The organism is Syntrophorhabdus sp., from assembly GCA_012719415.1.
In the GTDB taxonomy this organism is placed as follows: Bacteria; Desulfobacterota; Syntrophorhabdia; order Syntrophorhabdales; family Syntrophorhabdaceae; genus Delta-02.
In genome coordinates, this window is sequence record JAAYAK010000133.1 from 1 (window position 1) to 24,271 (window position 24,271).

Sequence of the window (24,271 nt, forward strand, 5' to 3'; positions counted from 1 at the left end):
CAGCGGCCGCAAAGGCCGATGCCGCATTTCATCCTCGCCTCCAGGGTGGTGATGATGTTCTCATCGGGGAAATTGAGCCCCGCGAGCCCCTCGAGGACAAACTTTATCATGATGGGAGGTCCGCAGGTGATGGCTATCGTGTTCTCCGCCTTCGGCGCCTCTTCCTTGAGGACGGTGGGAACGAAACCCGTTCTCTTCGTCCATCCAGGAAATTCATTATCTACGGTGAGGATGAGGTTCACGTCAGATCGTTCTTCCCATTCCTTCAATTCGTCCTTGTAGCACAGATCAGGGGGCGTCCTCGATCCATAGATAATGGTTATATCCTTGTAATCCGCCCTGTTATCGAGCATGTAAAGGATAAGGGTCCGAAGCGGGGCAAGCCCGATGCCGCCGCCGATGAAAAGGATGTTCTTCCCCTTCATGTCATTATAGGGAAACCAGTTGCCGAGAGGCGCCCTCACACCGATCACGTCGCCTTCATAGATCCCGTGAAGGGCCGTCGTGACCTCTCCGGCCTTCATGACGCTGAACTGGAGGTATTCCATGCGCGTCGGCGGGGAATTGATAACGAAGGTGGATTCGCCGACACCGAAAACGGAGAGCTGCCCGACCTGACCCGGCTCGAACGTGAAGCTCTTCATCTTCTCCGCGTCGTTGAACACGACCTGGAAGGACTTTATGTTTGGCGTCTCTTCGATCACCTTCGTAACTGTCGCCAGTTCAGGAAGGTATGGATTCTCATTCCCTGTCATCACGCGCTCCTAATTCTTTGCGTCTTTCTTTTCCGCGGCCCAAGCCTGCGGATCCGCCTTCGGGTCTCTCAGGTACCCTACGATCTCGCTGATATCCACGGACACCGGACAGTACCGAATGCACCTTCCACAGCCCGTGCAGGCTATGGCACCATCGTACTTCTCCGGGTAATAGTAGAATTTATGTCCCACGCGGTTCCTGAACCTCCTGTTCTTCACCGGCCTCGGGTTGTGCCCGCTTGTCTCAAGGGTGAAATGCTGGAACATGCAGGAATCCCACGACCTTACACGCTCGCCCGTGGTGACCGCCTGCTCGTCGGTGATGTTGAAGCAGTAGCAGGTGGGGCACAGGAACGTGCAGGCGCCGCAGCTGAGGCACTTCTCGACCACCCGGCCCCAGAAGTCCCCGCTGTCGAAGAGCTCAGGTGATATCTTGTCCGCTCCCTCCGGGAAGGGATTTCTCACCGCGGCAGTCGCCTTTTCGTTGGCTGCCTTCGCCTTCGCCTCGTATGAGGCTCCGTCCTGGACCATCGGCAGCGACATGACGGCCTTGCCTTTGTCCGTCACCGCCTCGAGGTAGTATCCACCGTCGACCTCGGTCATGACCACGTCCGACCCTTCGGTCACGGCAGGCCCGCCCCCCACACCGACACAGAAACAGCCCGCCACCGGTCCGTTGCAGCACCTGGTCACGATGGTGGTGTTCTCGCGGCGCTTTTTGTAATAAGGATCTGCGGTATCGGTGTCGATGAAGACCCTGTCGATGATCGTGAAACCCCTGGCATCGCAGGGACGCCCGCCGAAAACGACCGTCTTCGGGAAGTCGGTGTTCACCTTGAGCTCCACGTCCATTTTCTGGGGTTTGTCGGCCTCCTTCTTGAACTCGAAGGAAAGCAGCGTCTCGGACTGGGGATAGATGGCCCCTTTCGGCGGCGTGTTAGCCGGCCGGTCGAGGGAGATCTCCTTATCGGGTGTGTACTCACGGAAGATGATCGTGTCCCCTTCGAGGCACGGAGCAAAGACGGTCGCGTCTTTACCGAGGGCCTCGACGAATTCCTTTATCTTCTCTTTCGGAAGGTATCCTTTGTCGGCCATTAGAGTTTATGCTCCTTGATCTTAGCTTCGTCAACATTAAAGGTGTACATCGGCGGCTTGTCCTCGGGGTTGACTCCCGGGATATAGTCGAAGAGTTCCTTCATCTCTTTGTTGATCTTCTTCTTCAGCTTCGCAACGGGGATCTCCATGGGACACGCACGTTCACACTCCCCGCACTCCACGCACCGTCCCGCGAGATGAAGGGCGTGGATCATGTGGAACATGAACTTCTCGTCGAGGCTGAGCTTCTGGGTGATCCAGTGCGGGTCACGTGTCTCGGCGATGCAGCTGTCCTGGCACACGCACATTGGGCACGCGTTCCGGCAGGCATAACAACGGATACACTTGCTGAACTCGCTCTCGAAATACGCCTTTCGCTCCTCGAGCGTCTTCCCTTCCAGCTCCACCACATCGGCATAGACACTCTCCGCCGGTTTGTCGGACTGTATGGCGTCCCCCGTAAGGTGGTCGTAGATAACCGGGGTCGGATACTGGCATGATGCGCACTTGCTGGGACAGACATCGGCTATCGCGAAGGTCTTCTCGCCCGACGGCGTCTTCACCTTTACCGAACCGTCCGTGAAGGTCACGTCCTCCACCGGCTCATTCCCGATCGCCTTCTGGACCTTCTTTTTGCTGATGATGCCCTTGCAGGGGATCCCGACGATGACGACATTGTCCCTGTCGATGAGGCCTTCCTGCATGTACTGGACGATCGTCCTCGAATCGCAGCCCTTCACCGCGACCGCCACCTTCTTCTTCTGTGACGGGAGATAGCTCGCGAGGTTCTGCGCACAGAGGGGGTTCCACACAACCTTGTCGGCCTGCTCGGGGGACGTTATGAAGATCGGCGTCACATTGAGCTTGTCAAAACCCTCCTGCCAGCATATGACGGTCTCCACATCGGGGAGGACCTGCTTGATGATCTCTTTAAGCTTCTGAGTACTCAATCTGCCTTCTCCTTACTTTTGATGCATGGGGCCGAGCGCGTGGACCTGTTTCGTAAAGTCCGTTACGACCTGTTGCCATTTCGCGCCTTCAGAGGCCGAAACCCATGTATAGTGGAATCTCCTGCCGTCGATGCCCAGGAACGGCAGGAGCCTTTTGAGCATTTCCAGCCTGCGCCGCGCGTAGAAATTGCCGTCCGTGTAATGGCAATCCCTGGGATGGCATCCGGAGACGAGAACACCGTCGGCACCCGTCAGAAGGGCGCGCACGACGAACATGGGGTCGACGCGACCCGAGCAGGGAACCCTGATGATCCTCAGGTCCGTGGGCTGCCTGAACCTGCCCACACCCGCGGTATCGGCGCCGCCGTAGGAACACCAGTTACAGAGAAAACCAACGATCCGCAGTTCTTTGGGTGCTACTTCTGACATATTGCATTAACCTCCGCTAAGAGCTGGTTGTCCGTGAAATGCTGCAGCTGGATAGCACCGCAGGGACAGGTGGATGTGCAGACACCGCATCCGGCACAGACCGTTTCGATGACCTTTGCGACCTTCTTCCCGTTCCGTAAGGTGTCTTCAACGATCGCCTGGAAGGGACAGGTCTTAAGGCACTTCAAACAGCCCACACACGTATTCTGGTTGACCTGGGCGATGGCCGGGTCGGATTCGAGCATGTCCTTCGAGAAGAGAGACAGGACTTTTGCCGCGGCGGCGGATCCCTGTCCAACCGATGCCGGGATGTCCTTCGGGCCCTGGCAGGCGCCGGCGAGGAAGACACCCGACGTGTTCGTTTCAACGGGCCTCAACTTCGGGTGGGACTCGACATAGAACCCGAAGGTGTCGTAGGAGATATGGAGCTTCTCTGCCATCTGCGCTGCACCCGGTGCGGCAACGACCGCGGTCCCGAGCACAACGAGATCGGCTTCGATCTCGACCTGCGTCCCGAGGAGCGTATCCGCCCCCCTCACCACCATCTTCTTCCCCTTCGGGTAGATACGCGACACCCTGCCGCGGATATACTTGGCGCCGTACTCTTCCTGGGCACGGCGGGTAAACTCATCATAACCCTTGCCCGGGGACCTGACGTCCATGTAGAAGACGTAGGACTGTGAATCGGGGATATGGTCCTTCGTCAGAATGGCCTGTTTGGCGATGTACATGCAGCAAAAGTTGGAGCAGTAGGGAACGCCCAGGGACTTGTCGCGGGACCCCGCACAGGAAACGAAAACGATTGTCTTCGGCTCTTCGTGGTCCGACGGCCTGATGATGTGGCCCGATGTCGGGCCGGAGGCGTTGAGGAACCGCTCGTACTGGATGCCGGTGATGACGTCGGGATACCGTCCGCCACCGTACTCGGTGAGCCTTTCGATATCCATGAGGCCGTACCCTGTTGCAGTGATGATGGCCCCGACCTCCTCGGTAATGAACTCTTCCTGCATTTCGTAATTGATGGCGCCAGTGGGACAGACCTTCGCGCAGACCCCGCACTTGCCCTTTGTGAACTGCCGGCAAAAGTTGGGGTCTATCGTCGCCTTCTTCGGGATCGCCTGCGGGAAGGGGATGTTGATGGCCCGTGTCGGCGCCGCGCCGAAGTTGAAATGGTCGTAGGCGTTCTTCGTGGGACACTTCTCCATGCAGAGCCCGCAACCCGTGCACTTCGTCCAATCGACATAGGTCGGTTTCTTCCGGATCTTTACCTGGTAGTTGCCGACATAGCCCTTGATCTCGGCTATCTCGCTGTATGCGTGAAGTTTAATGAGGTCGTGCTGCGCCACGTCGACCATCTTGGGCCCCAGGATACAGATGGAACAGTCGACGGTGGGGAAGGTCTTGTCGAGTCGCGCCATCATGCCGCCGATGGAGGGGCTCTTCTCGACCATGACGACCTCAAGCCCGCCATCGGCGCAGTCGAGTGCGGCCTGCATGCCTGCCACACCGCCGCCGATGACAAGGACCCTCTTGTTGATCTTGAAGGACGAGGAGAAGAGCGGCTTGTTCTTTATGACCTTCGCCACGGACATCCTTACCTCGTCGATGGCCTTTCTCGTGTTGGCCTCTTTGTCAAGGCTGATCCAGGACACGTGTTCACGGATATTGGCCTGCTCGAAGAAGTAGCGGTTAAGTCCCGCCTTCATGACAGTCCGTCTGAAGGTATTCTCGTGCATACGGGGCGAGCATGCCGCCACCACGACCCTGTCGAGCTTGTGCTGCTCGATCGCATCCGTGATCTCTTTCTGTCCGGGCTCCGAACAGGTATACATGTAGTCCGTCGCATAGGCGACGCCGGGCATCTTCCGGGCCTCTTCGGCCACTTTCGCCACATCAACGGTTCCCGCGATGTTGCTTCCACAATGGCAGATAAATACACCAACCCGCATCGATCAGGTCTCCTTAATTGTTTGTCTCTTCCGCGGCCGCCTCTTTCTTCGCCTTCTGTGGCTTTTTCGCGGCTGCTTCCTCTGCTTTGATCTTCTCGTATTCTTCCCTGGTGATCCTGCGCGTGACGCTGTCGGCGCTCACGATCACCTTATCCATACCCAGTTCCTTAGGCGACAATCCGTAGGCAAGTCCCAGAAGCTGCGTGAAGTAGATGACAGGGATGTTGTAGTTCGAGCCCGTCGTCTTGTTCACCTGCTCCTGGCGAAGGTCAAGGTTCTGCTGGCACAGCGGACACGCGACGGCTATACAATTCGCGCCGGCATCGATGGCCATCTCGAGCACCTTGCCCGAAAGCCTGTTCACCATCTCCCGCTTCGGAACGCCGAAGGCGGCCCCGCAACACTCCATCTTGAAGGCGAAATCCTGGACCTGGATACCGGCTGCCGTCAGGACCTTGTCCATGGAAACCGGGTTCTCCGGATCATCGAACTGAGCGATCTCGGGCGGCCTGGAGAGGATACATCCGTAGTACGGTGCGACCTTCAGGTCCGGCATGATGTGGGTGACCCTGGCAGCGATGGCGTCCAAGCCGATGTCTTCATAGATGATCTGCAGGGAAGACTTGGACTCGACACCACAGTTGTACGCCTCGTCGAGAAGTCCATTGACCTCGTCCTTGAAGGCCTCGTCCCTCGACATGTTGTACTGGGCCTTCTTGAACGCCACAAGGCAGGAAGGACAGGGGGTCGTCAGGACGTCCTTGTTCATCTTCTCCACGAGGGTGAGGTTCCGTGCAGCAAGGGCCGCGGCGAACACGTGATCCACCGTGTGGGCCGGCGTGGAGCCACAGCAGCTCCAGTCATCGGGTTCCACCAGGCTCACTCCCAGGGCCTTCATGACGGCCCGAAGCGACTCGTCGTACTCCTTCGCGGTACCTTCCAGCGAACAACCACTGAAATATGCGTATTCTTTCTCAGCCATGCTTTTTCGCCTTTTCCTGGAATCTATTGAAAATCTGAGCTACTTTGTCGGCGCCTTTTATCGTCTTGGGGAACAAGCTGATCTTGCCCTTGCTCATGACCTTCGGCCCGAGCTCCGCATCGCCCATGAACTGACCCGATTTGAACTTGTAGCCCATGAGGATACCCATCTCGAAGATCCTGCCGTGCTTCTTCATTGAATCGAGGAATGAATCGTAGAAAAGCTGAACGTCCTTCTCGGAGACCTTGCCCTCGCGTCGGGCCATGATCCTCAGCGTGTCCATGATATGGGCCACGTCGATCTCGCAGGGACATCGCGTGGTGCATGTCTCGCAGGTGGCGCAGAGCCATATCGCTTTGGAGGTGAGGATCGTCTCCTTCTGTCCGGCCTGCAGAAGACGCATGACCATGCTCACCGGATAGTCGAAGTACTGGGTGTAGGGACACCCGGCGGTACAGTTCCCGCACTGATAGCACAGCGATGGGTTCTGGCCGCTCTCGTTCTTCACCTCTTCGATGAAAGCCCAATCGGTTTTTTCAGTTAAATTGATCGTGTCCATTCAGATTAACCAACCTTTAGAGCCGGCAGCAGTGAGCCCGTTTATCATAAGTCGAATTGTGCCCGTGAACTCTCCAATGACTGCTCCGGAAAATATATTCACTATAGTGAACACTATTAGTGAACCAACAGAACCAGACTGCTTATCAATGAACTATACCCCTTAAAACCTTTTGGTATTTAACACTAATTGGATTTTCCTTGTCAATACATATTTGACGCGCCAACCATTCAGGATAATGAATACTCCTTTTGTTAACCCCTCTCATCCTGTTGATAACACAGGGGCTTTTTCAGCAGAGCATGTAATTCTCTTCACAAGGATGTTGTGAAAAAATTTTCTTGACAATATTGAACGTTTGTTTAAAATGCTTGTATGAAACTATTGTTTAACATGAAACGGTGGACCGGAATTGATCGATAGACCGAACACACGGCAGCGGATCCTCGAGGCGGCCGGAGAGATCTTCGCCGACTCAGGGTTCCGCCAGACAACCGTCAGGCAGATCAGCGCGCGGGCAGGCGTGAACATCGCCGCCATCAACTACCATTTTCAGAGCAAGGACAACCTCTACCTGGAGACGCTCCGGTATTGGAAGGATGTGGCCTTCGCGAAATACCCCGGGGAACTGGGGACATCCGAGGCCGATGAACCCGAGAAGCGGCTCGAAGGTTTCATCCGCGCCTTCGTCTTCCGCATCCTCGACGGGGGAGTCGAATCGCGGTTCGGAAGGCTCATGGCACGGGAATTCTCCGAACCCACCGCCGCCCTCGATGTCATCGTGGAAGAGACGGCACGGCCCATTTTCCATCTCATCACGGCACTTGTCGGCCCCATCACCGGACGCGACCCGGCGAGCGACACGGTGCTCTACTGCTCAGCCAGCATCGTCGGCCAGTGCCTGTATTTCCTCTATGCCCGGCCCGTCCTCAGGAGGCTCATCGGGCCGGACCGGGTGGACTCCATGGATATGGCCGACATAGCCGCCCATATCTGCCGCTTTTCGCTCGCGGCGCTTGTCAGCATAGGACACAACCGGGAAGGAGCATCGTCATGACATGGATCACACGCCTCTTCATCGTTAAGGTCCTCGCGGCCATTCTCTTTGTCCCGGGAGCCGTCGCGGGTGAGGAGCCTTTCACCCTTTCCTCGCTCCTTGCCTATGCCGTGAAGCACAACCCCGCCCTCAGGATGACACAGCGGAACGTGGAGATAGAGGGCGAGGGCATACGGGCCGCACAGGCGGACAGGATGCCCCGGATCGACCTCACGGGAGGATACACGCGCTACCGCTACCCTGCCCCGCTCACACCGATTGTGATAACCGGTCTGCCCATGCTGGCGAGCGATCTGCCCGATTTCGAGAGAGACATCTATGACGGTTTTGCCACCTTCTCCGTGCCCCTTTTCAAGGGCGGGCGCCTCGTGAGAGGCGTCGCGATCGCCGAGCTCAAAAGGTCCATGGCCCGGGACTTCCATACCCGCAACCTTCACGAGCTCATATACAATGTCACCGCGGTCTACTGCAAGCTCGCCCAGCTCCATGAACTGCTCGGCGCCTGCGACGCCCAGGTGAAGGGCCTCGAGTCTCACCGCAGGGACGTGGAATCGGCTCTCAAGGCGGGGACGGCGCCGAAGCTCGACCTTCTCAAGGCCGACACGGAACTGGGGGCCGCCATGGAGAGAAGGATACAGACGAGGAACTCGATCGCCAACACCAGGGAGCTCCTGAAGACCCTTATAGGCATGGACGACCCCGGCGACCCCGTCATCATCTTCGACGACAGCCGGTCCGTCAATTTCGCTGTCGCGAAGGCCGACCTCACGGCCGCCCTCGCCGCGCGGCCGGACTACAAGGCGGCGCAGACCAAGGTGAAGATGCTGGAAGAGCGTGTAGCCTCCGCACAGGGCAAAAGGCTGCCCGATATCTACGGGGCCGGGGACTATGGTGGAAAGGCGGGTGACAGGATGTCCTTCAAGGAGAACTGGAGCGTCGGCGTGCGTCTCTTTCTGCCGATCTTCGATTTCGGGCGCATCGGGGCGGAGGTCGACCGGGAGCGCCTGGAGCTCATGAAGGCAAAAGAGGAGCAAAGGGCCCTGCGCCTCGCGATAACCCGGGAGCTCAAGGAAGCCGAAACCTCGATCGCCGACGCCGACGAGCGCATCGCGGTTTCGAAAAAGGCCGTCCTTTCGGGAAAGGAACAGGCTCGCATCGAGGATCTGCGCTACAGGTCGGGTGACAACACGAGCACTGACGTCATCAATGCCGAGGCCGCCCTCATCCGCTCCCGGGCCGACCACTGCCAGGCCATCTTCGACCGCCGCGTTGCCGTTGTGTCCCTCCAGAAGGCAATGGGAACAATGGACCTGCCCGCACCGGTGGCAGGCGAAGGTCCCGGGGTACCCGGCACACCTGGCGGAAGACCCATGACGGAGGAAGTGAAATGATCCCCAAGAAGAGAGTCATTCCCCTGGCGGTCATTGTCGCCGCGGTCATCGTCGCCGCGGTGGCGATCACGAACCATGTCCGCAACCGCAATGACGGCACGATGAAACTTTCCGGCAACGTGGAGGTGACGGAATGCAACGTGGGCTTCAAAGTCGCCGGCAAGATAGCGACGCTCACGGTCGATGAAGGTTCCCGCGTGAAGGAAGGCGATCTTATCGCCGAGCTCTCGAGCGGCGACGCGAGGACCCTCGTCGACCAGAACAAAGCCGCGCTGGAGGAGGCAAGGGTGAAGCTTGCGGAGTTGAAGGCAGGCTCACGTCGCCAGGAGATCGTAAAGGCCCGGGCGGACTCGGCCTCCCTCGAGGCGGAGCTCGTGAGGGCTCGCAAGGATTTCGAGCGCGCCCAAACCCTCTATGAGAACGGGGCCATATCGGCATCGCGCTTCGATTCGGCAAAGAGCGCCTACGAGTCGCGCCTCGGACAGTTAAGGAGCGCCAAACAGCAGCAGAGCCTCATCGAGGAAGGCCCGCGCAGGGAGGACATCAGGGCCGCCGAGCTTCGGGTGAAGCAGCTTGAGGCCCTCGTTGCGAACACGGAAGAGAAACTGGCCGATACCCGGCTCTACGCGCCCATATCGGGGGTCGTCTTCAGAAAGAACGTCGAGCTCGGGGAGATCGTCCAGCCCGGCGCGGCCGTGTTCACAATCGGCGACCTCGACCGCCCCTGGGTCAAGGTGTACGTGAAGGAGGATAAGCTCGCCCTCGTCAAGCTTGGCCAGAAAGCGAGGATCACCGTCGACACATACAAGGACCGGGCCTACGACGGCACGGTCACGTTCATCTCCTCCGACGCCGAATTCACTCCGAAGAACGTTCAGACACAGGAAGAGCGGGTCAAGCTCGTCTTCGGGGTAAAGGTCACCGTCACGAACAAGGACCAGGAGCTGAAAGCCGGCATGCCCGCCGACGTGAGGATCTCCCTCAGATGACGACGGAAGATGCCCTGGCGATACGCACGGAATCCCTCAGCAAGAGCTTCGGGGACGTAAAGGCCCTCGACGGGATCACCCTCGAGGTCCACAAGGGTGAGCTCTTCGGCCTCGTCGGCCCCGACGGCGCCGGGAAATCGACTCTCATGAGACTGCTCGCGGCGGTCATGGAACCTTCATCCGGCGAAGCCTGGGTGGCATCGTATCCCGTAAACAAGGCTTCCGAGAGGATCAAGGAACGGATAGCCTACATGCCTCAGCGCTTCGGACTCTACGAAGACCTCACGGTCATGGAGAACATGACCTTTTACGCCGACATCTTCGACGTGCCGAAGGCCGGGCGCCCGGCCCGCATGGACAGGCTCCTCGGCTTCTCCGGTCTTACCCCTTTCACCGGCAGGCTGGCGGGGCAGCTCTCGGGCGGCATGAAGCAGAAGCTCGGCCTCGCCTGCGCCCTCATCCACACGCCGGAGATACTCTTCCTCGACGAGCCGACGAACGGCGTCGACCCCGTCTCGCGCCGCGACTTCTGGAAGATCCTCTACGAGCTCCTCAAGGAGGGAACGACGGTCTTCGTCTCCACCTCCTATCTCGATGAGGCCGAGCGGTGCACCGAGGTGGGTCTCATCTACGAGGGCAGGCTCCTCGAAAAGGACACGCCGGCGGCGATCAAGGAACGGCACGCCATGCCCATGGTCGAGATCTGGTGCGACAATGCCCATGAGACCATGGGAGTCATCAAGGACGATGAAAGGGTGACGGGCGTCGGTCTGTACGGTGACAGGCTCCACATCGGATTGAAGGACAGGAGCGACATGGAGGCCGTTATAGGGACGCTGTCGGACAGGGGTTGCGCCACCGGTGGACACCGCGAGATAGCGCCCTCCATCGAGGACATCTTCTTCACCATGATAGGTGCCCGCGGCAGCGGAATGAACGACAGGTGACAGCATGACGGCACCACAGGGACAGGACATCGCCGTTTCCGTGAGCGGGCTCACGAGGACCTTCGGCACTTTCCGGGCCGTCGACGGTATCGACCTTGCCGTCGCCAGGGGTGAGGTCTTCGGGTTCCTGGGGCCCAACGGCGCAGGCAAGTCCACGACCATCCGCATGCTCTGCGGGCTCCTCCTTCCCTCCGCGGGGTCGGGCACCGTGGGCGGTTTCGACATCATGAAGCGATCAGAGGAGATAAAGAAGAATATCGGCTACATGTCCCAGCGCTTCTCCCTCTACGACGACCTCACCGTCGAGGAGAACATCGATTTCTTCAGCGGCATCTATGGCGTAGCCGACGAGAAGAAAGCGGAGCGCAAGGAATGGGTCCTCGAGATGGCGGGCATCGCCGACAAGCGCGCGGCCATCACGCGCACCATGGCAAGCGGCTTCAAGCAGCGTCTCGCCCTGGGATGCGCCGTCATCCACGAACCGCCCATCATATTCCTCGACGAGCCCACCTCCGGTGTCGACCCCATCTCCCGGCGCCGCTTCTGGGACCTCATCTACGAGATGTCTTCGCGGGGGACAACGGTCTTCGTGACCACCCACTACCTCGACGAAGCCGAGTATTGCGACCGCCTCGCCCTCATCTACAGGGGGAGGATCATCGCCGAGGGCCGTCCGGACGTGATGAAAAAGGAGCACATGGAGAAGGACGTCCTTGAGGTGTCCGTGACGGCCGTCGTGGAGGCCCTCGATGTCCTCGGTGAAAGAGGCTTCGACGCGGCCCTCTTCGGCAACGTCATACATGCCACCGTCGACGACGCCGCGACGGCGATACCGGTCGTCCGCTCAAGCCTCGAGAGCGCCGGCATTGCCGTCCTCGATGTCACGGTGGTGCCCCCTTCCCTCGAGGACGTCTTCGTGTCCCTCATCGAGGCGTTCTCATGATGAACGCGAACCGTGTGAGGGCAATAGCCAGGAAAGAGACGATCCAGATCCGGCGGGACCCTTTGAGCCTCGCGCTGGCCTTCTTCATGCCCGTCATGCTGCTCTTCATTTTCGGGTACGCCATCACCGTGGACGTCGACCGTCTGACGACGGTGGTCTGCGACAGGGACGGCTCGAGCCTTTCGAGGGAGATCGTCCGCGGCATCGAGGTCTCGGGTTACTTCACCGTCGTCGCCCATGTGAAGGACCCGGCGCTCATAGACAGGGCCCTCGACGAGGGCAGCGCCCGGGTGGCCCTTTCCATACCGGAAGACTTTTCGAGATACGCGCGGACAGGGGGTGATCCCCAATTCCAGGTCATCGTCGATGGGAGCGACTCCAACACGGCCACCATCGCCCTCGGGTACCTGAACGGCGCCCTCGAGCTCGCCGCCCGGCGGGCCGGGCTTGCCTCACTCGAACCCGTCATCGATGTCCGTCCCCGCGTCTGGTACAACCCGGAGCTGAAGTCCCGCAATTTCATCGTCCCGGGGCTCATCGCCGTCATCATGGCCATCATCGCCGCCCTCCTCACGTCCCTCACCATCGCCAGGGAATGGGAGCGCGGGACGATGGAACAGCTCATCTCCACACCCGTGAAACCGGCGGAACTCGTCGTCGGGAAGCTGGCCCCCTACTTCGCCATCGGCATCATCGACACCGTCATGTCCATCGTGATCGTCGTGGCGCTCTTCGGGGTGCCCCTCAAGGGGAGTGTCCTTCTCCTCCTGTTCATCTCGTCCCTCTTCCTCTTCGGGGGGCTCAGCCTGGGTATCCTCCTGTCGATCGTGACGAGATCGCAGCTGGCGGCAAGCCAGGTCGCCGTCATCACGTCCTATCTGCCGGCGCTCCTGCTGTCGGGTTTCATGTTCTCCATTGTGAACATGCCCGTGCCCCTGCAGGCCATCACCTATCTCATACCCGCCCGGTACTTCGTCTCCGCCATCAAGGGGATATTCCTCAAGGCAAACACCGCCGGGATGCTTCTCGCCGAGATGGGGCTCCTTGCGCTTTTCGGCGCTATCGTCTTCACCCTGGCGCTGAAAAGGTTCAAGAAAAAGGTGGCCTGACATGAGAGACACGCTCCGGCGCATCAAGCACATGGTCGTCAAGGAATTCATCCAGATATTCCGTGACAGGAAGATGAAACCCATCATCTTCCTGACCCCCGTCCTGCAGCTCATCGTCTTCGGGTATGCCGTGACCATGGATGTCACCAATATCCCCATGGCCGTCCATGACCTCGACAAGACGTCGGTCACCCGTGAGATCGCCCGCCGCTTCGAGGCGTCGGGATACTTCAGGATCGTCCGCTTCGCCGCGTCCGACGAAGAGGTCAGGGACCTCCTCGACCGGGGCAAGGCGACGGTGGTCCTCAATTTCGACCGGGGTTTCACGTCGGACCTCGAGGCACGCCGCGCGGCCTCCGTCCAGATACTCATCGACGGCTCGGACTCGAACACCGCCCTTGTCGCGGCGGGATATGCCGACGCCATCGTCTCCCGGTACGGCCGGGACGTCGCCATGCGGATGGTCACAGGGACGCCCGGCTCCCTTGACGTGCGCCCCCGTGCCTGGTACAACGCGGACTTGAGGAGCAGGAACTACAACGTGCCCGGGGTCATCGCCATCATGGTCCTCCTCGTGTGCCTCCTGCTCACATCCATGGCCATCGTCCGGGAACGGGAGATCGGCACCATGGAACAGCTCATGGTCACGCCCATCCGCCCCTCCGAGCTCATTCTCGGAAAAACCATCCCCTTCGCCGTCATCGGGTTCTTCGACATGTTCCTTGTCACCGTCGTCGGCGTCGCCTGGTTCGACGTGCCCATACGGGGCTCCATTCCCCTTCTCGTTCTTGCGACCGCCGTGTACCTCCTCTCCGTCCTCGGATTCGGCCTCTTCATCTCCACCATTTCCCGGACCCAGCAGCAGGCAATGATGGCGACCTTCCTTTTCTTCGCCCCGGCGATCCTCCTGTCGGGCCTCATGTTCCCCATAGAGAACATGCCGCTCGCCGTCCAGCTCATCACCTACCTCAATCCCCTGCGGTACTTCCTCGTCATCATCCGGGACATATTCCTCAAGGGCAGCGGCATGGCCGTCCTGTGGCCCCAGTTCGCGGCCCTCTTCATCCTGGGCGCATCCGTCGTCGCCACAAGCTCGCTGAGGTTCAGGAAGCGGTTGGGGTAGAGAACGGCTTGAGCCGCTTGAACCGTTTGAGGGTCGTGGACGGTTTCAGGGTAATGAGAAGAGGGTGACGCCCGGACCCTTCTTTATTTCGTTTCGAGGTATTGAGCGGGTGTGAGGATGGGGATGTTTTCGAAGGCCGCGAGGGCCAGGAGGTGTTCGTCGCCGGAAATGATCGCCTGTGCCCTGTATTCCAGGGCACATTCAAGGACCATATTGTCATCGGGGTCCCTTTCGATCACCGATACGCTTCTGCGGGGAAAGACCATGTCGCTGAGACCCGTTACCTCATTCATCACGGTCTCGACAAGCTGTTCCGCAAGACCGAACTTCTTTCGCGACAGAACACCCTGAAGCTCGTAAAGCATGGCCGGCGACATTCCCAACCCGATCTCTCCCCGTATCGCTTGGAGAAGAACCTCCCGGGGATTGCCACCGAAGAGAAGCGCCGATGCCATGACGTTGGTGTCGACGACGATCCGGCGCATCACTTCGTCTTATTCCTGCGGTAAAGGGCGATCTCTCTGTCGATGTCACCTTCGGTCATGCCCGCATCCTTCGCCGCTCCTCCGGCGAGGCCGAAAATAACATCCCAGCGTTTCTTCCTGTCGATATATATCCGGGCCGCCTCCCGTAATAACTCGGACCTTGACCTGCATTCCTTTCTGGCGGTCTCGTCTATCTGGTCCAGGAGTTCTTTTGAAAAGGATATGTTAACGGTGCTCGTTTTCATCATTCCATTCCCTCCTCGATGCCAGTACAAGTATACATACAAGGATTGTATATTGTCAAGGCAAGTCGAACAGGGTGCGGACGGACAGTGATAGTTTCCTGAATCTTGTAACCATAACAGTCAAACCACCTTTTGGTGTTGACAATCGGAGGCACGCGATAACAGAATGATAGGCAGAACGATAGAGGGGATAATATGAGATATCGTCGGGAGAGTCGGTCTTCCGCGTTTGCCGTGCTCGCATTGTTCGTCCTTCTTTTTGCCGGTTGTTCGGGTCCCGGCAAGGGAGGGCCCGGTGGGGTACACGGGCCGGGTGGACCCGGCGGGCCGGGAAGGGGTTTTCTTTCCACCGTGTATGACACAAAGCCGTTCAACCCGGAAGTGGACAGGCTTCCCCCCATGTACACAGGGCACAACTCGGAGCTTCTTTACAACAGCATCGAGATGAGAAAGCAACAGGCGCTTCGGGAAACAGGGGAGACAGAGGAGCAGCACAAGGTCAGAATGGCCCGGGAAATATCCCTTCCCCTCATGGATTCCCTGGATTTCGACAGCGTCTATGCCGTGAGGATCACCCCCGCAGAGGTCCGCCGTGACGGGAAGGACGGACTCGTCCACGTGAGCTGCAACGTCTCCCCCGCATTCGAGGCAGGCCGGGAGGACCCCGCGAAAAAGGCCTTCGTCGTCAGGCACCTGCCCCAGCTCGACAACAGGTACAGCATAACCAGGCAGGACGGAACACGGGTGACCATCGAGGAGATCAAGTTCAGCGAATACGCCGTGGTGGCCGTCAACGCGGGGGGGCTTCCGATACAAAGGACCCCCGGGGTACACCCGCCGGTGGACGGCAAGGGGTCCCGTCAGGCCGACAGGGAACGGGGAGGAGAAATGATCGAAGCGGCGATGAGGCTCACCGCCGAGGAAGCGCGGGGCATCGAGGGCGGCATCATGGCGCTCCTCGTCGGCAGGCTCGCGGCGCCGTACACGTCACACGAGGAGATCAGCCGAAAACCCACGGCGGAAAGACCCGGCACCTATCTCGGGAGATATCATTACCTGTACATGGACATCATCGCCATCTGGTTCTACGATGTGACGAACGGCAAGGTCCTTAACAGGATGCGGCTCTCATAGGCCCCTTCAGGCACCCTCTTTCGGGGAATGCATCCTTTCCACGGCATCGGCCATGCGCGTCAGGGCCTCCGTCAGGGTCCGTCTCGGGCAGGCGAAGTTGAGCCTCACAAATCCCTCTCCGCCCTTCCCGTATTCCCGGCCGTCGTTGAGGGCCACTCTCCCTTTCTCGAGAAAGAAACGATAAGGGTCTCCCCCTATCCCCGACCCCCTGCAGTCGATCCAGGCGAGGTAGGTGGCCTCCATGCGGCTCATCGTGAGGGAAGGCAGCCTCTCGCCCAGGTAACGGGCGAGGAGGTCTCTGTTGCCCTCGAGGTAGGCAAGGCACTGGTCAAGCCACTCGGCTCCGTCCCTGTAAGCCGCGAGGGCCGCGGCGACACCCAGCACGTTCACGTGGGGGATAAGGCCTTCGCTGCCCTTAAGCCAGGCCTTGCGTAATGCCGGGTCCCTGATCACAGCGAAGGAGCACTTCAGGCCCGCCAGGTTGAATGTCTTGCTCGGCGACATGAAGGTGATGGTGCAATCCGCCACCTCGCTGCCGAGGCTGGCGATGGGTATGTGCCGGTTGCCGGGGAACAGAAGATCGCAGTGGATCTCGTCGGAGCAGATAAGGATACCCCGGTCAAGGCAGATGCGGGCAAGCCTTTCCAGTTCATCCTTCCTGAAGACGCGGCCGACGGGGTTGTGGGGATTGCACAGGACAAAGATCCTCGTCCTGTCGGTGATCGCTTCCTCGAAGGCGTCGAAGTCGATCTCATACGTTTCCCCCGTCTTCACCAGCGGAGGACCGATGACGGCGCGTCCCCGGTTCACCGGGTCGGCGATGAAGTGCGAATAGACCGGTGTCTGGACGAGAACGGCCTCTCCGGGCTCCGCGAAGAGGGTGAACGCCAGGTTAAGACCCGTGACCACCCCGGGCACGAGGATGATCTCCTCCCCTGGCACGTCCCACCCGTAGAGCCTTTTCAGCCTCTCCCGGACGGTCTCCACGAACTCCTCCGTCGCCCCTCCGTATCCAAAGACCCGGTGGTCCACCCGTTCGTGCAGGGCCCTGACGACCGGCTCGGGAGAGACGAAGTCCATGTCCGCCACCCACAGGGGAAGGACCTCGCCGCCATATCTTCGCCACTTGATACTGTCCGTGCCCTTCCGCTCTACAACCCTATCGAAGTCATATCTCATCTTCCGTCTCCGTCATCAACAGGCCTCTTCACGATGGACCCGCGTTCCCCTCAGCGCAGGGCACCGCCCGGGAGACTCGTTGCCTCACTCTACCATTTTGCAGTTCCTTTTAAAAGGCAACGACCTCCGCCAGCGTGACGAGAACCTCCTTTCTTGACATTGCACCAAATATGTGTATAATTATGTGTATTCAGAGGTGACCATGCAAACACGACACAATATAACACTGACCGAAGATATTGCGCGGGAGCTCGATTCCGTAGCGGGAGAACTGGGGGAAAAGAAGAGCTCCGTCATAGAGAAGGCCCTTATGGTGTACTTTGACCTTCTCGACCTCAAGATTGCGCAAAAGAGAATGAAGGATCTCAAGGAAGGGCGGGACAGGATCGTCGATGCCAGAGACGTCTGGAAAGAGATCGGTATCTGAGGCGTGTATACCCTTCGGTTCCTGGGCAAAGCCGTGGAGGACCTCAAGAGGATCGATTTCCCCTTCCAAAGGATCATAAAGGAAAAACTCCTCATTCTGGCTGAGAACCCCGACATCCTCAAGAACAACATCACCAGGCTTTCCGGCGCGGACGAAGAATACTACAGGCTGCGTGTCGGAAACTACCGGATCATCTTCGAGAAGAAGGAGAGAGAACTCCTGATCCTCGTTGTTCGCATCGGCCACAGGCGGGAGGTGTATCGATGACCCCCTGGCCGTGTACGAGGCCCTACCTTCTAAACCATCTCGGATCGCTGAACCATTTCGTTGTCCGCTGTATGCGGTTGGTGTAGTTCGTCACGAACTCCCGGATCAGCTTGCGGGTGATCCTCTGGAGGTCGTTGTTCTTGAGAAGGTGCCCGATGTCCTCGGGGTCCTTGAAGGTGATCTCGAGGATGATGTCGCAGAAACCGCCGAGAACCACGTTCCAGCAGTTCGTTACGGTGACGTAGTCGATCTTCGCCATTGCCGGAAGGTATTCATTGGTCATGAAGTCCCCGTACCTCTCTTTCATGTCGGGCCTCAGGTCATAGTACTGATTGAACTTCCAGACCCCTTTCTGGACGGGATACCTCCCCAGCTTGACCGTGCCGTCTGGTTCGAGGACGGTGCTGTTGTAGTTCGCCACGTACCTTCTCAAGCCCAGGGCAAGGTCCCGGAACCCCTGGCCGGTTATGATCCTGGAAATGTCCTCGAGACTCTCCGACGAGAACGCCGTTATCGTTCTCGGGCCAAAACCGACCTCGACGAAATATCCCCCCACGGGCACAAGGCCGAGGGTCGTTATCTCAGCCAGATAGGTGTTGTTCAGGTAATCGGAATACTCTTTCTCCCTGCCTTGAATGACATCCCAGTACTGGATGAACAATAGCGACATGACTGCCCCCCTGTTTTTTGGGTTCCCGGCTCATAAAGAACCTGAGAACAGTATACGGCCTGACAGGCGGCCAGGGACAGGGGCGTGACGACGTTGCTTCCGGGATGCGGGCAACGGAGCATGATCATGAGGAAAGCCGCCTTATCCCCCGCGGCTCGCTAGCGGTTCTCGATGAGGTCCGTGCGGTACTGGATGTAGATGTCCCGCATGGATACGTAGGGATCTACAGCCGAATTCTTGAGGGCCTCGTATTCACCGAGACGGAACGATGTGCTGTTGATCTTCTCGTGGGCGAAGAGACCCACGTTCTGGTAGTCAAAGAACTCCGTCCCAACGTACGTCTGCGGCCTCATGGCCCAGTCTACGAGAAAACCAAACCCGTCACGGGGGCTGGAGGGGCCGAGAAAGGGCAATACGAGATAAAAGCCGGGACCCATACCCCATTTGCCCAGGGTCTGGCCGAAATCGGCATCGCGGCCCCTTATTCCGAAACATTCATCGGCGCAGTCACGAAGTCCCCCTACGCCGACGGTGGAGTTGATGAGGAGCTTCGCCAACTCTTCCCCGGCATAGCCCGGTTTGCCCTGAAAGAGGTTATTCAGGATACGGACAGGGGCCGTCAGGTTGCGGTAGAAGTTTCTGAAAAGATTCCGGAACGGCAGGGGCACGACATAGGAATAACCCGTGGAGGCGGGTTTCCATAACCAGAAGTAGAGCTTGTCGTTGAAATGATACATCGCCACGTTGAAGGGCCGCAGGGGATCGGCTATCTGGGGCCGTGGTCTGGCAGAGGCCCCCTCGTCGGTGACTACATCGCCATAGGGATCGGAGGAACCTTGCGCGGCGGGGGTTGCCTCGCCCACATCCTCCGCCTTCACGTCACCGTACTCATCGGACGCCGTCTGCCTGGCGGCGAAAGCAGAGAAGTTTCCGGGTTCGCCTTCGGCCGCCCGAAGGCCTCTCCACGATGTGTCACCGACCGCCATGGTGTAAGCGACAGGTCGTGCCGACCTGTCCCCGGCGTCCTGAAGGTCCCGTATCGTGATCTTGCCGACCTCCGCGGCGTCCTCTTCCGCATGGAGAAAGGGACAGCAGAAAAGAAACGCCACGACAAGGCAGAACGCGCCCATGGCTGTCACGGACATTCGGTTTCGGGTCTGCCCGGCGGCAGCGCGGCATTTCGCCATCATTTCCCTACCCTTTTCCGGAGAGTGTCTATCAACACCTGCGGAGGATTGTTTCCGAGGATCTCTCTGAACTGCGTGCGGTAATTGCTGATGAGACTTACACCCTCAATGACGACGTCGTACACCATCCAATCGCCGCCCTTCTTTATGACCCTGTAGTTGATGGGCACCTTGGTATTGCCCTTCGTGACCAGGCTCTGCACCTCCGTCGTGGTCTCGGTGAGCTGAACTTCCTTTGCGAACTCAACCTTCTCGTTGGTGTAGGCCGTGATCCTGTCTATATAGGTGTTCCTGAGGAGTGTCTTGAAAAGCTCGACGAACTCCTTGCGCTGGTCCATGCTCAGCTTGTTCCAGTTGAGCCCCAGGGTCCGCTTCGAAAGCTCGACATAGTCGAAGAGTTTCTCTGCCGCGGCCTCTATCTTCTGTTCCTTGACCTTCTTGCCGGCATCCCCCTTGAGCTTCGGGTCCCTGAGCACGTCAAGAACGCTGTTGGCGTTCGTCTTCACCATATCCAGGGCCGACCCCGCGAGAACATGGAAAGGTACCATTGATACGATGAATATCATCAGACCGGCCAGTGCTTTTCTCACTTCCTCCTCCTTAGATCATTTAACGGGTTGCTGTTGCTCGCCCTCACCGGCAGGCTTCTTCACATCCCCGAAGGCATACTTGCCGATAAGGTCTTCGATGTCCGCCGGCACGGAGGTCTGGGTGATCGTCCCTCCTGGTTTCAGGACCTCTCCCGATCCCCCGGGGTCCACCTTTACGTACTTATCGCCGATAAGACCCGCGGTCTTAACGATGGCCGACGCATCGTCGTAGATGACCGTCCCCTTGTCTATCTTCATCCCCACCACGCCCATCTGCTTCTCCTGGTCGATGGTAAGGCTCGTCACCGTGCCCACCTGGATGCCGTACACCTCGACGGAGCTTCCCACCCTCAACCCCGCGACGGAGGTGAAGCGGGCCTTGAGGGGATAGCTCTTCTCTCCGAAGAGCGATACATTCCCGAGTTTCACGGTCATATAGCCGATGCAGATGAGACCGGCCACTATGAAGATGCCCACCGTCGTCTCTATGGAATACTTTTTCATTGGTCCTTACCTCCAAAATCACACCGGTATGTTGATATGATCTCCTGCTTCGCCCGGCCCTTCTCGATTATCTCGTCTATCGTGTCGTCGGGGGAGACCTCCGTGACCCCGGCATGGATGTGGATATCGAAACAGGTGGCCTCGCCGGCGTTCGCGGACGCGATATCCCGTATGTGGTCTATGACGCCGTGTTCCAGTTCCAGGGAATAGTCCTCGACCAGCTTACGGGCCTCCTCTATGGTCTTGCGGGGGAATATGGTCAATATCTCGTCCCTGCTGTGGCGGGCCGAGAAACCGCCGATGGCGTTGAAATACCGGTTGGTGTACTCTCCCAGGGCCCTCAAGGCCTCCAGCGCGGCCTGCGCCCCAAGCGCCTCGTAAAGGATGTTGAGACGAACGCCGAAAAGCGCCGCGGAAGAGGTCGTCTCCCTGGCAGCGCTCCCCAACATCCCGGAATAATGCATCTTGAAGGCCTCCCGGGAGAGAAGGCCAGTCAGCTGGTCCTCGAAACCGTCGAGGCTCCGCAGGAATTCGTCGATCATGGGGACGTTCTGCTTGAGGGCCTCCTCGTAAGGCCCCTCGAAACCCACGCCCCCTTCCCAGAGGATGATGACGCGGTCGGAAATGAAGAACACATCCGGGATGTCGTGGCTTATCATGATGGCCGTGAAACCGTATTTCTTCCTGTAGTGAATGATCATGCTCAGGATCATGTTCTTCCGGATGGGGTCCTGACCTGTCGTCGGCTCGTCGAAAAGGACTATCTGGGGGTCGGTGACAAGCGCGCGTGCCAGGGCCACCCGTTTCTGCATGCCCCCCGACAGCTCCGACGGGAATTTTCCGACCGCCTCCAGGAGCTCCAGGTCCTCTATCCTCTTCATCGCCCGCTTCTCTATCTCCGCCTTCGGCAGGTCCGTTGTCTGACGCAGGGGAAAGGCGACGTTCTCGAGCACGGTCATCGAGTCGAGGAGAGCGTTGTTCTGGAACAGGTAGGCTATCTTGTGCCTGTGTCCTTCCCACTCGGCCTTCTTCATTTTGTTGATGGGGGTGCCCTGGAAGAGGATGGTGCCTTCGTCAGGCTTGAGGAGGCCGATGATGTGCTTGAGGAGCACGCTCTTGCCGGTGCCGCTCTTGCCGATGATCGTGGTGACCTGGTTCTCGTAGATGCTCAGGTTGACGTCGTTCAGCACCGTCCTGCCGTTGAACCGCTTCGTAACGTTCCTGAACTCTATGAGAGGGGTGTCCATATTCGTCCTTACATCAGGAATGATGTCACCACGTAGTCGGAAACGAGGATCATCACGCAGGAGATCACAACCGCCGATACCGTGGCCAAACCTACCGATTTCGCGCCGAACCCGTCACTCCTCATGTGGCAGAAATACCCCTGAAAACAGCAGATGCAGGAGACGATGGCACCAAACACGAGGGCCTTCATGAAACCCCCCCGGATATCCACCATGTCGATGGAGGACTGCACGCGGTAGAAATACGTCCCCGCGTTGGTCCCCAGGAGGACGACGCCCGTGATATACCCGCCGATGATGCCTATGAGGTCGAAAAACGCCGTGAGCAGGGGAAAACTGATGATGGAAGCAGCCACCCTGGGGCTGATCAGGTATCGGATGGGATCGACTCCCATCGTGTAGAGCGCGTCGATCTGCTCCGAATTGCGCAGTATCCCGATCTCGGCGGCCATCGCCGAACCGGCCCGCGCCGTTATCATGATGGCAGTCAGAACCGGCCCCAACTCCCGAACGAGAGAAAGGGAAATGGCCGACCCGAGGGCACCCACGGAACCGAACTTCACGAGGGTGTAAAAAAGTTGAAGGCCCAGCACCATGCCCGTGAAGAGGGCCACAAGCATCACGATCAGGGACGATTTCGCTCCGATGTAGTAGGTCTGGTTCGTGATCTCACGTATCTGTCTCGCCCTGAAGATGTTGACAAAGGCAAGGAAGAAGAAGACGGCCATGGCGCCGAAATTCCCGACAATGCGCATGGTTGAGCGGCCTACCACAGAGAAAAAAGAGACAAGGGCATTCACAGGTTCCTTTATCTCCTCCCGTTCCTTCATATCGTCCCCGCAACCCAAGCGAAAAAGCCCGTTCTCTATCCCGGTCCAACAATGACCGGTCACCGCACTATGGCAGGCAGATACTTCCTTGTCCCCGTTCAGCCATTATAAGCAACAGGACCCGCACTGTCAACTAATGCGCAAACATTTCAAGACCATGTCCAACGTCCTTTTGTCAAGATTTTCGTCACATCCATTCTTCTTCCGGGATGCGGCACGCCGGTGCGGCCCGACAAGGCTGTACATGACGGCGAAGGCCGGTCACGGGAGAGAACGGCCGGTGGAAGATGATCGTGGATGGCGTTACCCCGACCCGCGCCTCGCAGCCTTCGGACGGGATCAGGCCTTCCCTATGTTCTTCTCCATGGTCTTCCAGAAGATCTCTTCCATGTCGGAGCCAAGCTGGAGGATGCCCTCCTTCTCCATTGCCTTCACCCGCATGTCGTAGGTGTTCTCGAGCTGGGAGAGGACGTCCGCCACCTCAGGGGAGGCCTTGAGCCTCTCTGTGATGGTCTCGCGCTGACGCAGCGCCTTCTCGAACTCCTCCTTGTCGATGGGAATGTTATAGAGCATGTTGAGAACTTCCATCAGCCTGACCTTCCCCACGTGGTCCTCTTCCATTACAACATACTGGGGCAGGGAAACGATAAAGACCACCGCGTCGATGCCCGCCTCCGCCGCCTTTTTCGTTATGAGATTGGCAAAGGTGGAAGGTCCCCGGTACGTGATGGGCATGGCGCCCGCCATCCTCACATCCTGGAGCGCCTTTTCGCCCATCCCGTATCCGCTCACGAGCAGCGGCCTCGTGTGGGGCACCACGTCGTACATGCTTCCCAGGAGGACATATTTGCTCGTCTTGAGGGTCGTAAGAAGCCTCACGACGGAATCGACGTAGATATCGGCATTGGCGTGGGGCTCAAGAAGATCGAGGAAAACAAGGTCGTTCTGTCCCTTCCTCCGGGCATAGTGGACCGTCGTGTTCGGCACGGTGAGCTCGTTTATGGCCCCCTCGATATCTATGGTAGGCCGGTACCGGGTAAAATCGTAGAACCTCCCCGGCCTCCTGAGCTGCCCCAGCTCGAAGGCCCCGAACTGACCCACAAGCTCCCTGAGGACGAGGCTCCCCACATTATTCACATCTATCCAGGGCCGCAAAGTTGCCAGCACGTAAGGGGCATTCAATTCCGGAACAGGATCAATAAGATCAAACCCGCCTATTCTCACGATA

Annotated in this window: 27 protein-coding genes; 10 read left to right on the forward strand and 17 right to left on the reverse strand. The window is 58.7% G+C overall.

From position 1 onward, the window contains the following. From GXX82_08220 to GXX82_08250, 7 genes are all read right to left on the reverse strand, one after another. A partial coding sequence (locus GXX82_08220; GenBank protein ID NLT23016.1) for a hydrogenase occupies positions 1-755 on the reverse strand: 755 nt, incomplete at its 3' end. 9 nt (positions 756-764) lie between these two features. After that, positions 765-1,850: a hydrogenase gene (locus GXX82_08225; protein ID NLT23017.1), complete on the reverse strand. Its 1,086-nt coding sequence runs from the start codon at positions 1,848-1,850 to the stop codon at positions 765-767. Next, a complete protein-coding gene (locus GXX82_08230) occupies positions 1,850-2,800 on the reverse strand; it encodes a 4Fe-4S ferredoxin (protein NLT23018.1) in 951 nt (316 codons plus the stop codon). The genes GXX82_08225 and GXX82_08230 overlap by 1 nt, the downstream gene beginning before the upstream one ends. 12 nt (positions 2,801-2,812) lie before the next feature. Continuing rightward, a complete protein-coding gene (locus GXX82_08235; protein NLT23019.1) occupies positions 2,813-3,229 on the reverse strand; it encodes a hydrogenase iron-sulfur subunit in 417 nt (138 codons plus the stop codon). Further along, positions 3,217-5,178: a CoB--CoM heterodisulfide reductase iron-sulfur subunit A family protein gene (locus GXX82_08240; protein NLT23020.1), complete on the reverse strand. Its 1,962-nt coding sequence runs from the start codon at positions 5,176-5,178 to the stop codon at positions 3,217-3,219. The genes GXX82_08235 and GXX82_08240 overlap by 13 nt, the downstream gene beginning before the upstream one ends. A gap of 13 nt (positions 5,179-5,191) precedes the next feature. Further along, positions 5,192-6,160 carry a heterodisulfide reductase subunit B gene (locus tag GXX82_08245; protein ID NLT23021.1) on the reverse strand — a complete coding sequence of 323 codons (969 nt, stop codon included), beginning with the start codon at positions 6,158-6,160 and terminating at the stop codon, positions 5,192-5,194. Further along, a complete protein-coding gene (locus GXX82_08250) occupies positions 6,153-6,719 on the reverse strand; it encodes a 4Fe-4S dicluster domain-containing protein (protein NLT23022.1) in 567 nt (188 codons plus the stop codon). The genes GXX82_08245 and GXX82_08250 overlap by 8 nt, the downstream gene beginning before the upstream one ends. A gap of 412 nt (positions 6,720-7,131) precedes the next feature. On the opposite strand from GXX82_08250, the gene GXX82_08255 reads away from it, so the two are divergent. From GXX82_08255 to GXX82_08285, 7 genes are read left to right on the forward strand one after another with little or no spacing between them, the layout of a single operon-like run. Beyond that, positions 7,132-7,776, forward strand: a complete 645-nt coding sequence (locus tag GXX82_08255; protein NLT23023.1) for a CerR family C-terminal domain-containing protein — start codon at positions 7,132-7,134, stop codon at positions 7,774-7,776. Continuing rightward, complete coding sequence (locus tag GXX82_08260) at positions 7,773-9,167, forward strand: TolC family protein (GenBank protein NLT23024.1); 1,395 nt, start codon at positions 7,773-7,775, stop codon at positions 9,165-9,167. Before GXX82_08255 ends, GXX82_08260 begins: the two co-directional genes overlap by 4 nt. Next, positions 9,164-10,156: an HlyD family efflux transporter periplasmic adaptor subunit gene (locus tag GXX82_08265; GenBank protein ID NLT23025.1), complete on the forward strand. Its 993-nt coding sequence runs from the start codon at positions 9,164-9,166 to the stop codon at positions 10,154-10,156. The genes GXX82_08260 and GXX82_08265 overlap by 4 nt, the downstream gene beginning before the upstream one ends. Further along, the gene (locus tag GXX82_08270; protein NLT23026.1) at positions 10,153-11,103 is read left to right on the forward strand and encodes an ABC transporter ATP-binding protein; all 951 of its coding nucleotides are present in this window, start codon (positions 10,153-10,155) and stop codon (positions 11,101-11,103) included. Before GXX82_08265 ends, GXX82_08270 begins: the two co-directional genes overlap by 4 nt. A 4-nt stretch (positions 11,104-11,107) precedes the next feature. Next, entirely contained in the window at positions 11,108-12,046 is a 939-nt protein-coding gene (locus tag GXX82_08275) for an ABC transporter ATP-binding protein (protein ID NLT23027.1), read from the forward strand. Beyond that, positions 12,046-13,155, forward strand: a complete 1,110-nt coding sequence (locus GXX82_08280; GenBank protein ID NLT23028.1) for an ABC transporter permease — start codon at positions 12,046-12,048, stop codon at positions 13,153-13,155. The genes GXX82_08275 and GXX82_08280 overlap by 1 nt, the downstream gene beginning before the upstream one ends. Position 13,156: 1 nt before the next feature. Then, the gene (locus tag GXX82_08285) at positions 13,157-14,278 is read left to right on the forward strand and encodes an ABC transporter permease (GenBank protein ID NLT23029.1); all 1,122 of its coding nucleotides are present in this window, start codon (positions 13,157-13,159) and stop codon (positions 14,276-14,278) included. Between the two features lie 83 nt (positions 14,279-14,361). On the opposite strand, the gene GXX82_08290 is transcribed toward GXX82_08285, so the two are convergent. After that, complete coding sequence (locus tag GXX82_08290; protein NLT23030.1) at positions 14,362-14,766, reverse strand: putative toxin-antitoxin system toxin component, PIN family; 405 nt, start codon at positions 14,764-14,766, stop codon at positions 14,362-14,364. Next, positions 14,763-15,011 (reverse strand): ribbon-helix-helix protein, CopG family, encoded by a 249-nt coding sequence (locus GXX82_08295; protein ID NLT23031.1) that lies wholly within the window; start codon positions 15,009-15,011, stop codon positions 14,763-14,765. The genes GXX82_08290 and GXX82_08295 overlap by 4 nt, the downstream gene beginning before the upstream one ends. A gap of 192 nt (positions 15,012-15,203) precedes the next feature. On the opposite strand from GXX82_08295, the gene GXX82_08300 reads away from it, so the two are divergent. Further along, positions 15,204-16,142 carry a hypothetical protein gene (locus tag GXX82_08300; protein NLT23032.1) on the forward strand — a complete coding sequence of 313 codons (939 nt, stop codon included), beginning with the start codon at positions 15,204-15,206 and terminating at the stop codon, positions 16,140-16,142. Between the two features lie 6 nt (positions 16,143-16,148). On the opposite strand, the gene GXX82_08305 is transcribed toward GXX82_08300, so the two are convergent. Then, the gene (locus GXX82_08305) at positions 16,149-17,321 is read right to left on the reverse strand and encodes a putative C-S lyase (GenBank protein ID NLT23033.1); all 1,173 of its coding nucleotides are present in this window, start codon (positions 17,319-17,321) and stop codon (positions 16,149-16,151) included. Positions 17,322-17,523: 202 nt separating this feature from the next. On the opposite strand from GXX82_08305, the gene GXX82_08310 reads away from it, so the two are divergent. Both GXX82_08310 and GXX82_08315 read left to right on the forward strand, forming a co-directional pair. Beyond that, complete coding sequence (locus tag GXX82_08310; GenBank protein ID NLT23034.1) at positions 17,524-17,748, forward strand: CopG family transcriptional regulator; 225 nt, start codon at positions 17,524-17,526, stop codon at positions 17,746-17,748. A gap of 3 nt (positions 17,749-17,751) precedes the next feature. Continuing rightward, entirely contained in the window at positions 17,752-18,015 is a 264-nt protein-coding gene (locus GXX82_08315) for a type II toxin-antitoxin system RelE/ParE family toxin (protein NLT23035.1), read from the forward strand. Positions 18,016-18,037: 22 nt separating this feature from the next. Here GXX82_08315 and GXX82_08320 read toward each other — a convergent pair whose 3' ends face one another. From GXX82_08320 to GXX82_08350, 7 genes are all read right to left on the reverse strand, one after another. Beyond that, a complete protein-coding gene (locus tag GXX82_08320) occupies positions 18,038-18,685 on the reverse strand; it encodes a hypothetical protein (protein ID NLT23036.1) in 648 nt (215 codons plus the stop codon). 158 nt (positions 18,686-18,843) lie between these two features. Next, positions 18,844-19,875, reverse strand: a complete 1,032-nt coding sequence (locus tag GXX82_08325) for a VacJ family lipoprotein (protein ID NLT23037.1) — start codon at positions 19,873-19,875, stop codon at positions 18,844-18,846. Further along, positions 19,872-20,462 carry an ABC transporter substrate-binding protein gene (locus tag GXX82_08330; GenBank protein ID NLT23038.1) on the reverse strand — a complete coding sequence of 197 codons (591 nt, stop codon included), beginning with the start codon at positions 20,460-20,462 and terminating at the stop codon, positions 19,872-19,874. The genes GXX82_08325 and GXX82_08330 overlap by 4 nt, the downstream gene beginning before the upstream one ends. Positions 20,463-20,477: 15 nt before the next feature. Continuing rightward, on the reverse strand, positions 20,478-20,966 hold the full coding sequence (mlaD, locus tag GXX82_08335) for an outer membrane lipid asymmetry maintenance protein MlaD (protein NLT23039.1): 489 nt from the start codon (positions 20,964-20,966) through the stop codon (positions 20,478-20,480). Then, positions 20,963-22,213 carry an ATP-binding cassette domain-containing protein gene (locus GXX82_08340; GenBank protein ID NLT23040.1) on the reverse strand — a complete coding sequence of 417 codons (1,251 nt, stop codon included), beginning with the start codon at positions 22,211-22,213 and terminating at the stop codon, positions 20,963-20,965. Before GXX82_08340 ends, mlaD begins: the two co-directional genes overlap by 4 nt. Positions 22,214-22,221: 8 nt before the next feature. Beyond that, positions 22,222-23,043 carry an ABC transporter permease gene (locus GXX82_08345; protein ID NLT23041.1) on the reverse strand — a complete coding sequence of 274 codons (822 nt, stop codon included), beginning with the start codon at positions 23,041-23,043 and terminating at the stop codon, positions 22,222-22,224. A 339-nt stretch (positions 23,044-23,382) separates the two neighbouring features. After that, positions 23,383-24,180: a PAC2 family protein gene (locus GXX82_08350; GenBank protein NLT23042.1), complete on the reverse strand. Its 798-nt coding sequence runs from the start codon at positions 24,178-24,180 to the stop codon at positions 23,383-23,385. Positions 24,181-24,271: the final 91 nt, after the last annotated feature.

Excerpts from the sequence above, each read along its gene's own strand:
- GXX82_08235 (NLT23019.1), bottom strand. The coding sequence starts at position 3,229 with ATGTCAGAAGTAGCACCCAAAGAACTGCGGATCGTTGGTTTTCTCTGT.
- GXX82_08260 (NLT23024.1), top strand. The coding sequence starts at position 7,773 with ATGACATGGATCACACGCCTCTTCATCGTTAAGGTCCTCGCGGCCATT.
- GXX82_08340 (NLT23040.1), bottom strand. The coding sequence starts at position 22,213 with ATGGACACCCCTCTCATAGAGTTCAGGAACGTTACGAAGCGGTTCAAC.
- GXX82_08300 (NLT23032.1), top strand. The coding sequence starts at position 15,204 with ATGAGATATCGTCGGGAGAGTCGGTCTTCCGCGTTTGCCGTGCTCGCA.
- GXX82_08305 (NLT23033.1), bottom strand. The coding sequence starts at position 17,321 with ATGAGATATGACTTCGATAGGGTTGTAGAGCGGAAGGGCACGGACAGT.
- GXX82_08240 (NLT23020.1), bottom strand. The coding sequence starts at position 5,178 with ATGCGGGTTGGTGTATTTATCTGCCATTGTGGAAGCAACATCGCGGGA.
- GXX82_08225 (NLT23017.1), bottom strand. The coding sequence starts at position 1,850 with ATGGCCGACAAAGGATACCTTCCGAAAGAGAAGATAAAGGAATTCGTC.
- GXX82_08275 (NLT23027.1), top strand. The coding sequence starts at position 11,108 with ATGACGGCACCACAGGGACAGGACATCGCCGTTTCCGTGAGCGGGCTC.
- GXX82_08280 (NLT23028.1), top strand. The coding sequence starts at position 12,046 with ATGAACGCGAACCGTGTGAGGGCAATAGCCAGGAAAGAGACGATCCAG.
- mlaD (NLT23039.1), bottom strand. The coding sequence starts at position 20,966 with ATGAAAAAGTATTCCATAGAGACGACGGTGGGCATCTTCATAGTGGCC.
- GXX82_08295 (NLT23031.1), bottom strand. The coding sequence starts at position 15,011 with ATGATGAAAACGAGCACCGTTAACATATCCTTTTCAAAAGAACTCCTG.
- GXX82_08265 (NLT23025.1), top strand. The coding sequence starts at position 9,164 with ATGATCCCCAAGAAGAGAGTCATTCCCCTGGCGGTCATTGTCGCCGCG.
- GXX82_08345 (NLT23041.1), bottom strand. The coding sequence starts at position 23,043 with ATGAAGGAACGGGAGGAGATAAAGGAACCTGTGAATGCCCTTGTCTCT.
- GXX82_08325 (NLT23037.1), bottom strand. The coding sequence starts at position 19,875 with ATGATGGCGAAATGCCGCGCTGCCGCCGGGCAGACCCGAAACCGAATG.
- GXX82_08285 (NLT23029.1), top strand. The coding sequence starts at position 13,157 with ATGAGAGACACGCTCCGGCGCATCAAGCACATGGTCGTCAAGGAATTC.
- GXX82_08245 (NLT23021.1), bottom strand. The coding sequence starts at position 6,160 with ATGGCTGAGAAAGAATACGCATATTTCAGTGGTTGTTCGCTGGAAGGT.
- GXX82_08310 (NLT23034.1), top strand. The coding sequence starts at position 17,524 with ATGCAAACACGACACAATATAACACTGACCGAAGATATTGCGCGGGAG.
- GXX82_08250 (NLT23022.1), bottom strand. The coding sequence starts at position 6,719 with ATGGACACGATCAATTTAACTGAAAAAACCGATTGGGCTTTCATCGAA.
- GXX82_08320 (NLT23036.1), bottom strand. The coding sequence starts at position 18,685 with ATGTCGCTATTGTTCATCCAGTACTGGGATGTCATTCAAGGCAGGGAG.
- GXX82_08270 (NLT23026.1), top strand. The coding sequence starts at position 10,153 with ATGACGACGGAAGATGCCCTGGCGATACGCACGGAATCCCTCAGCAAG.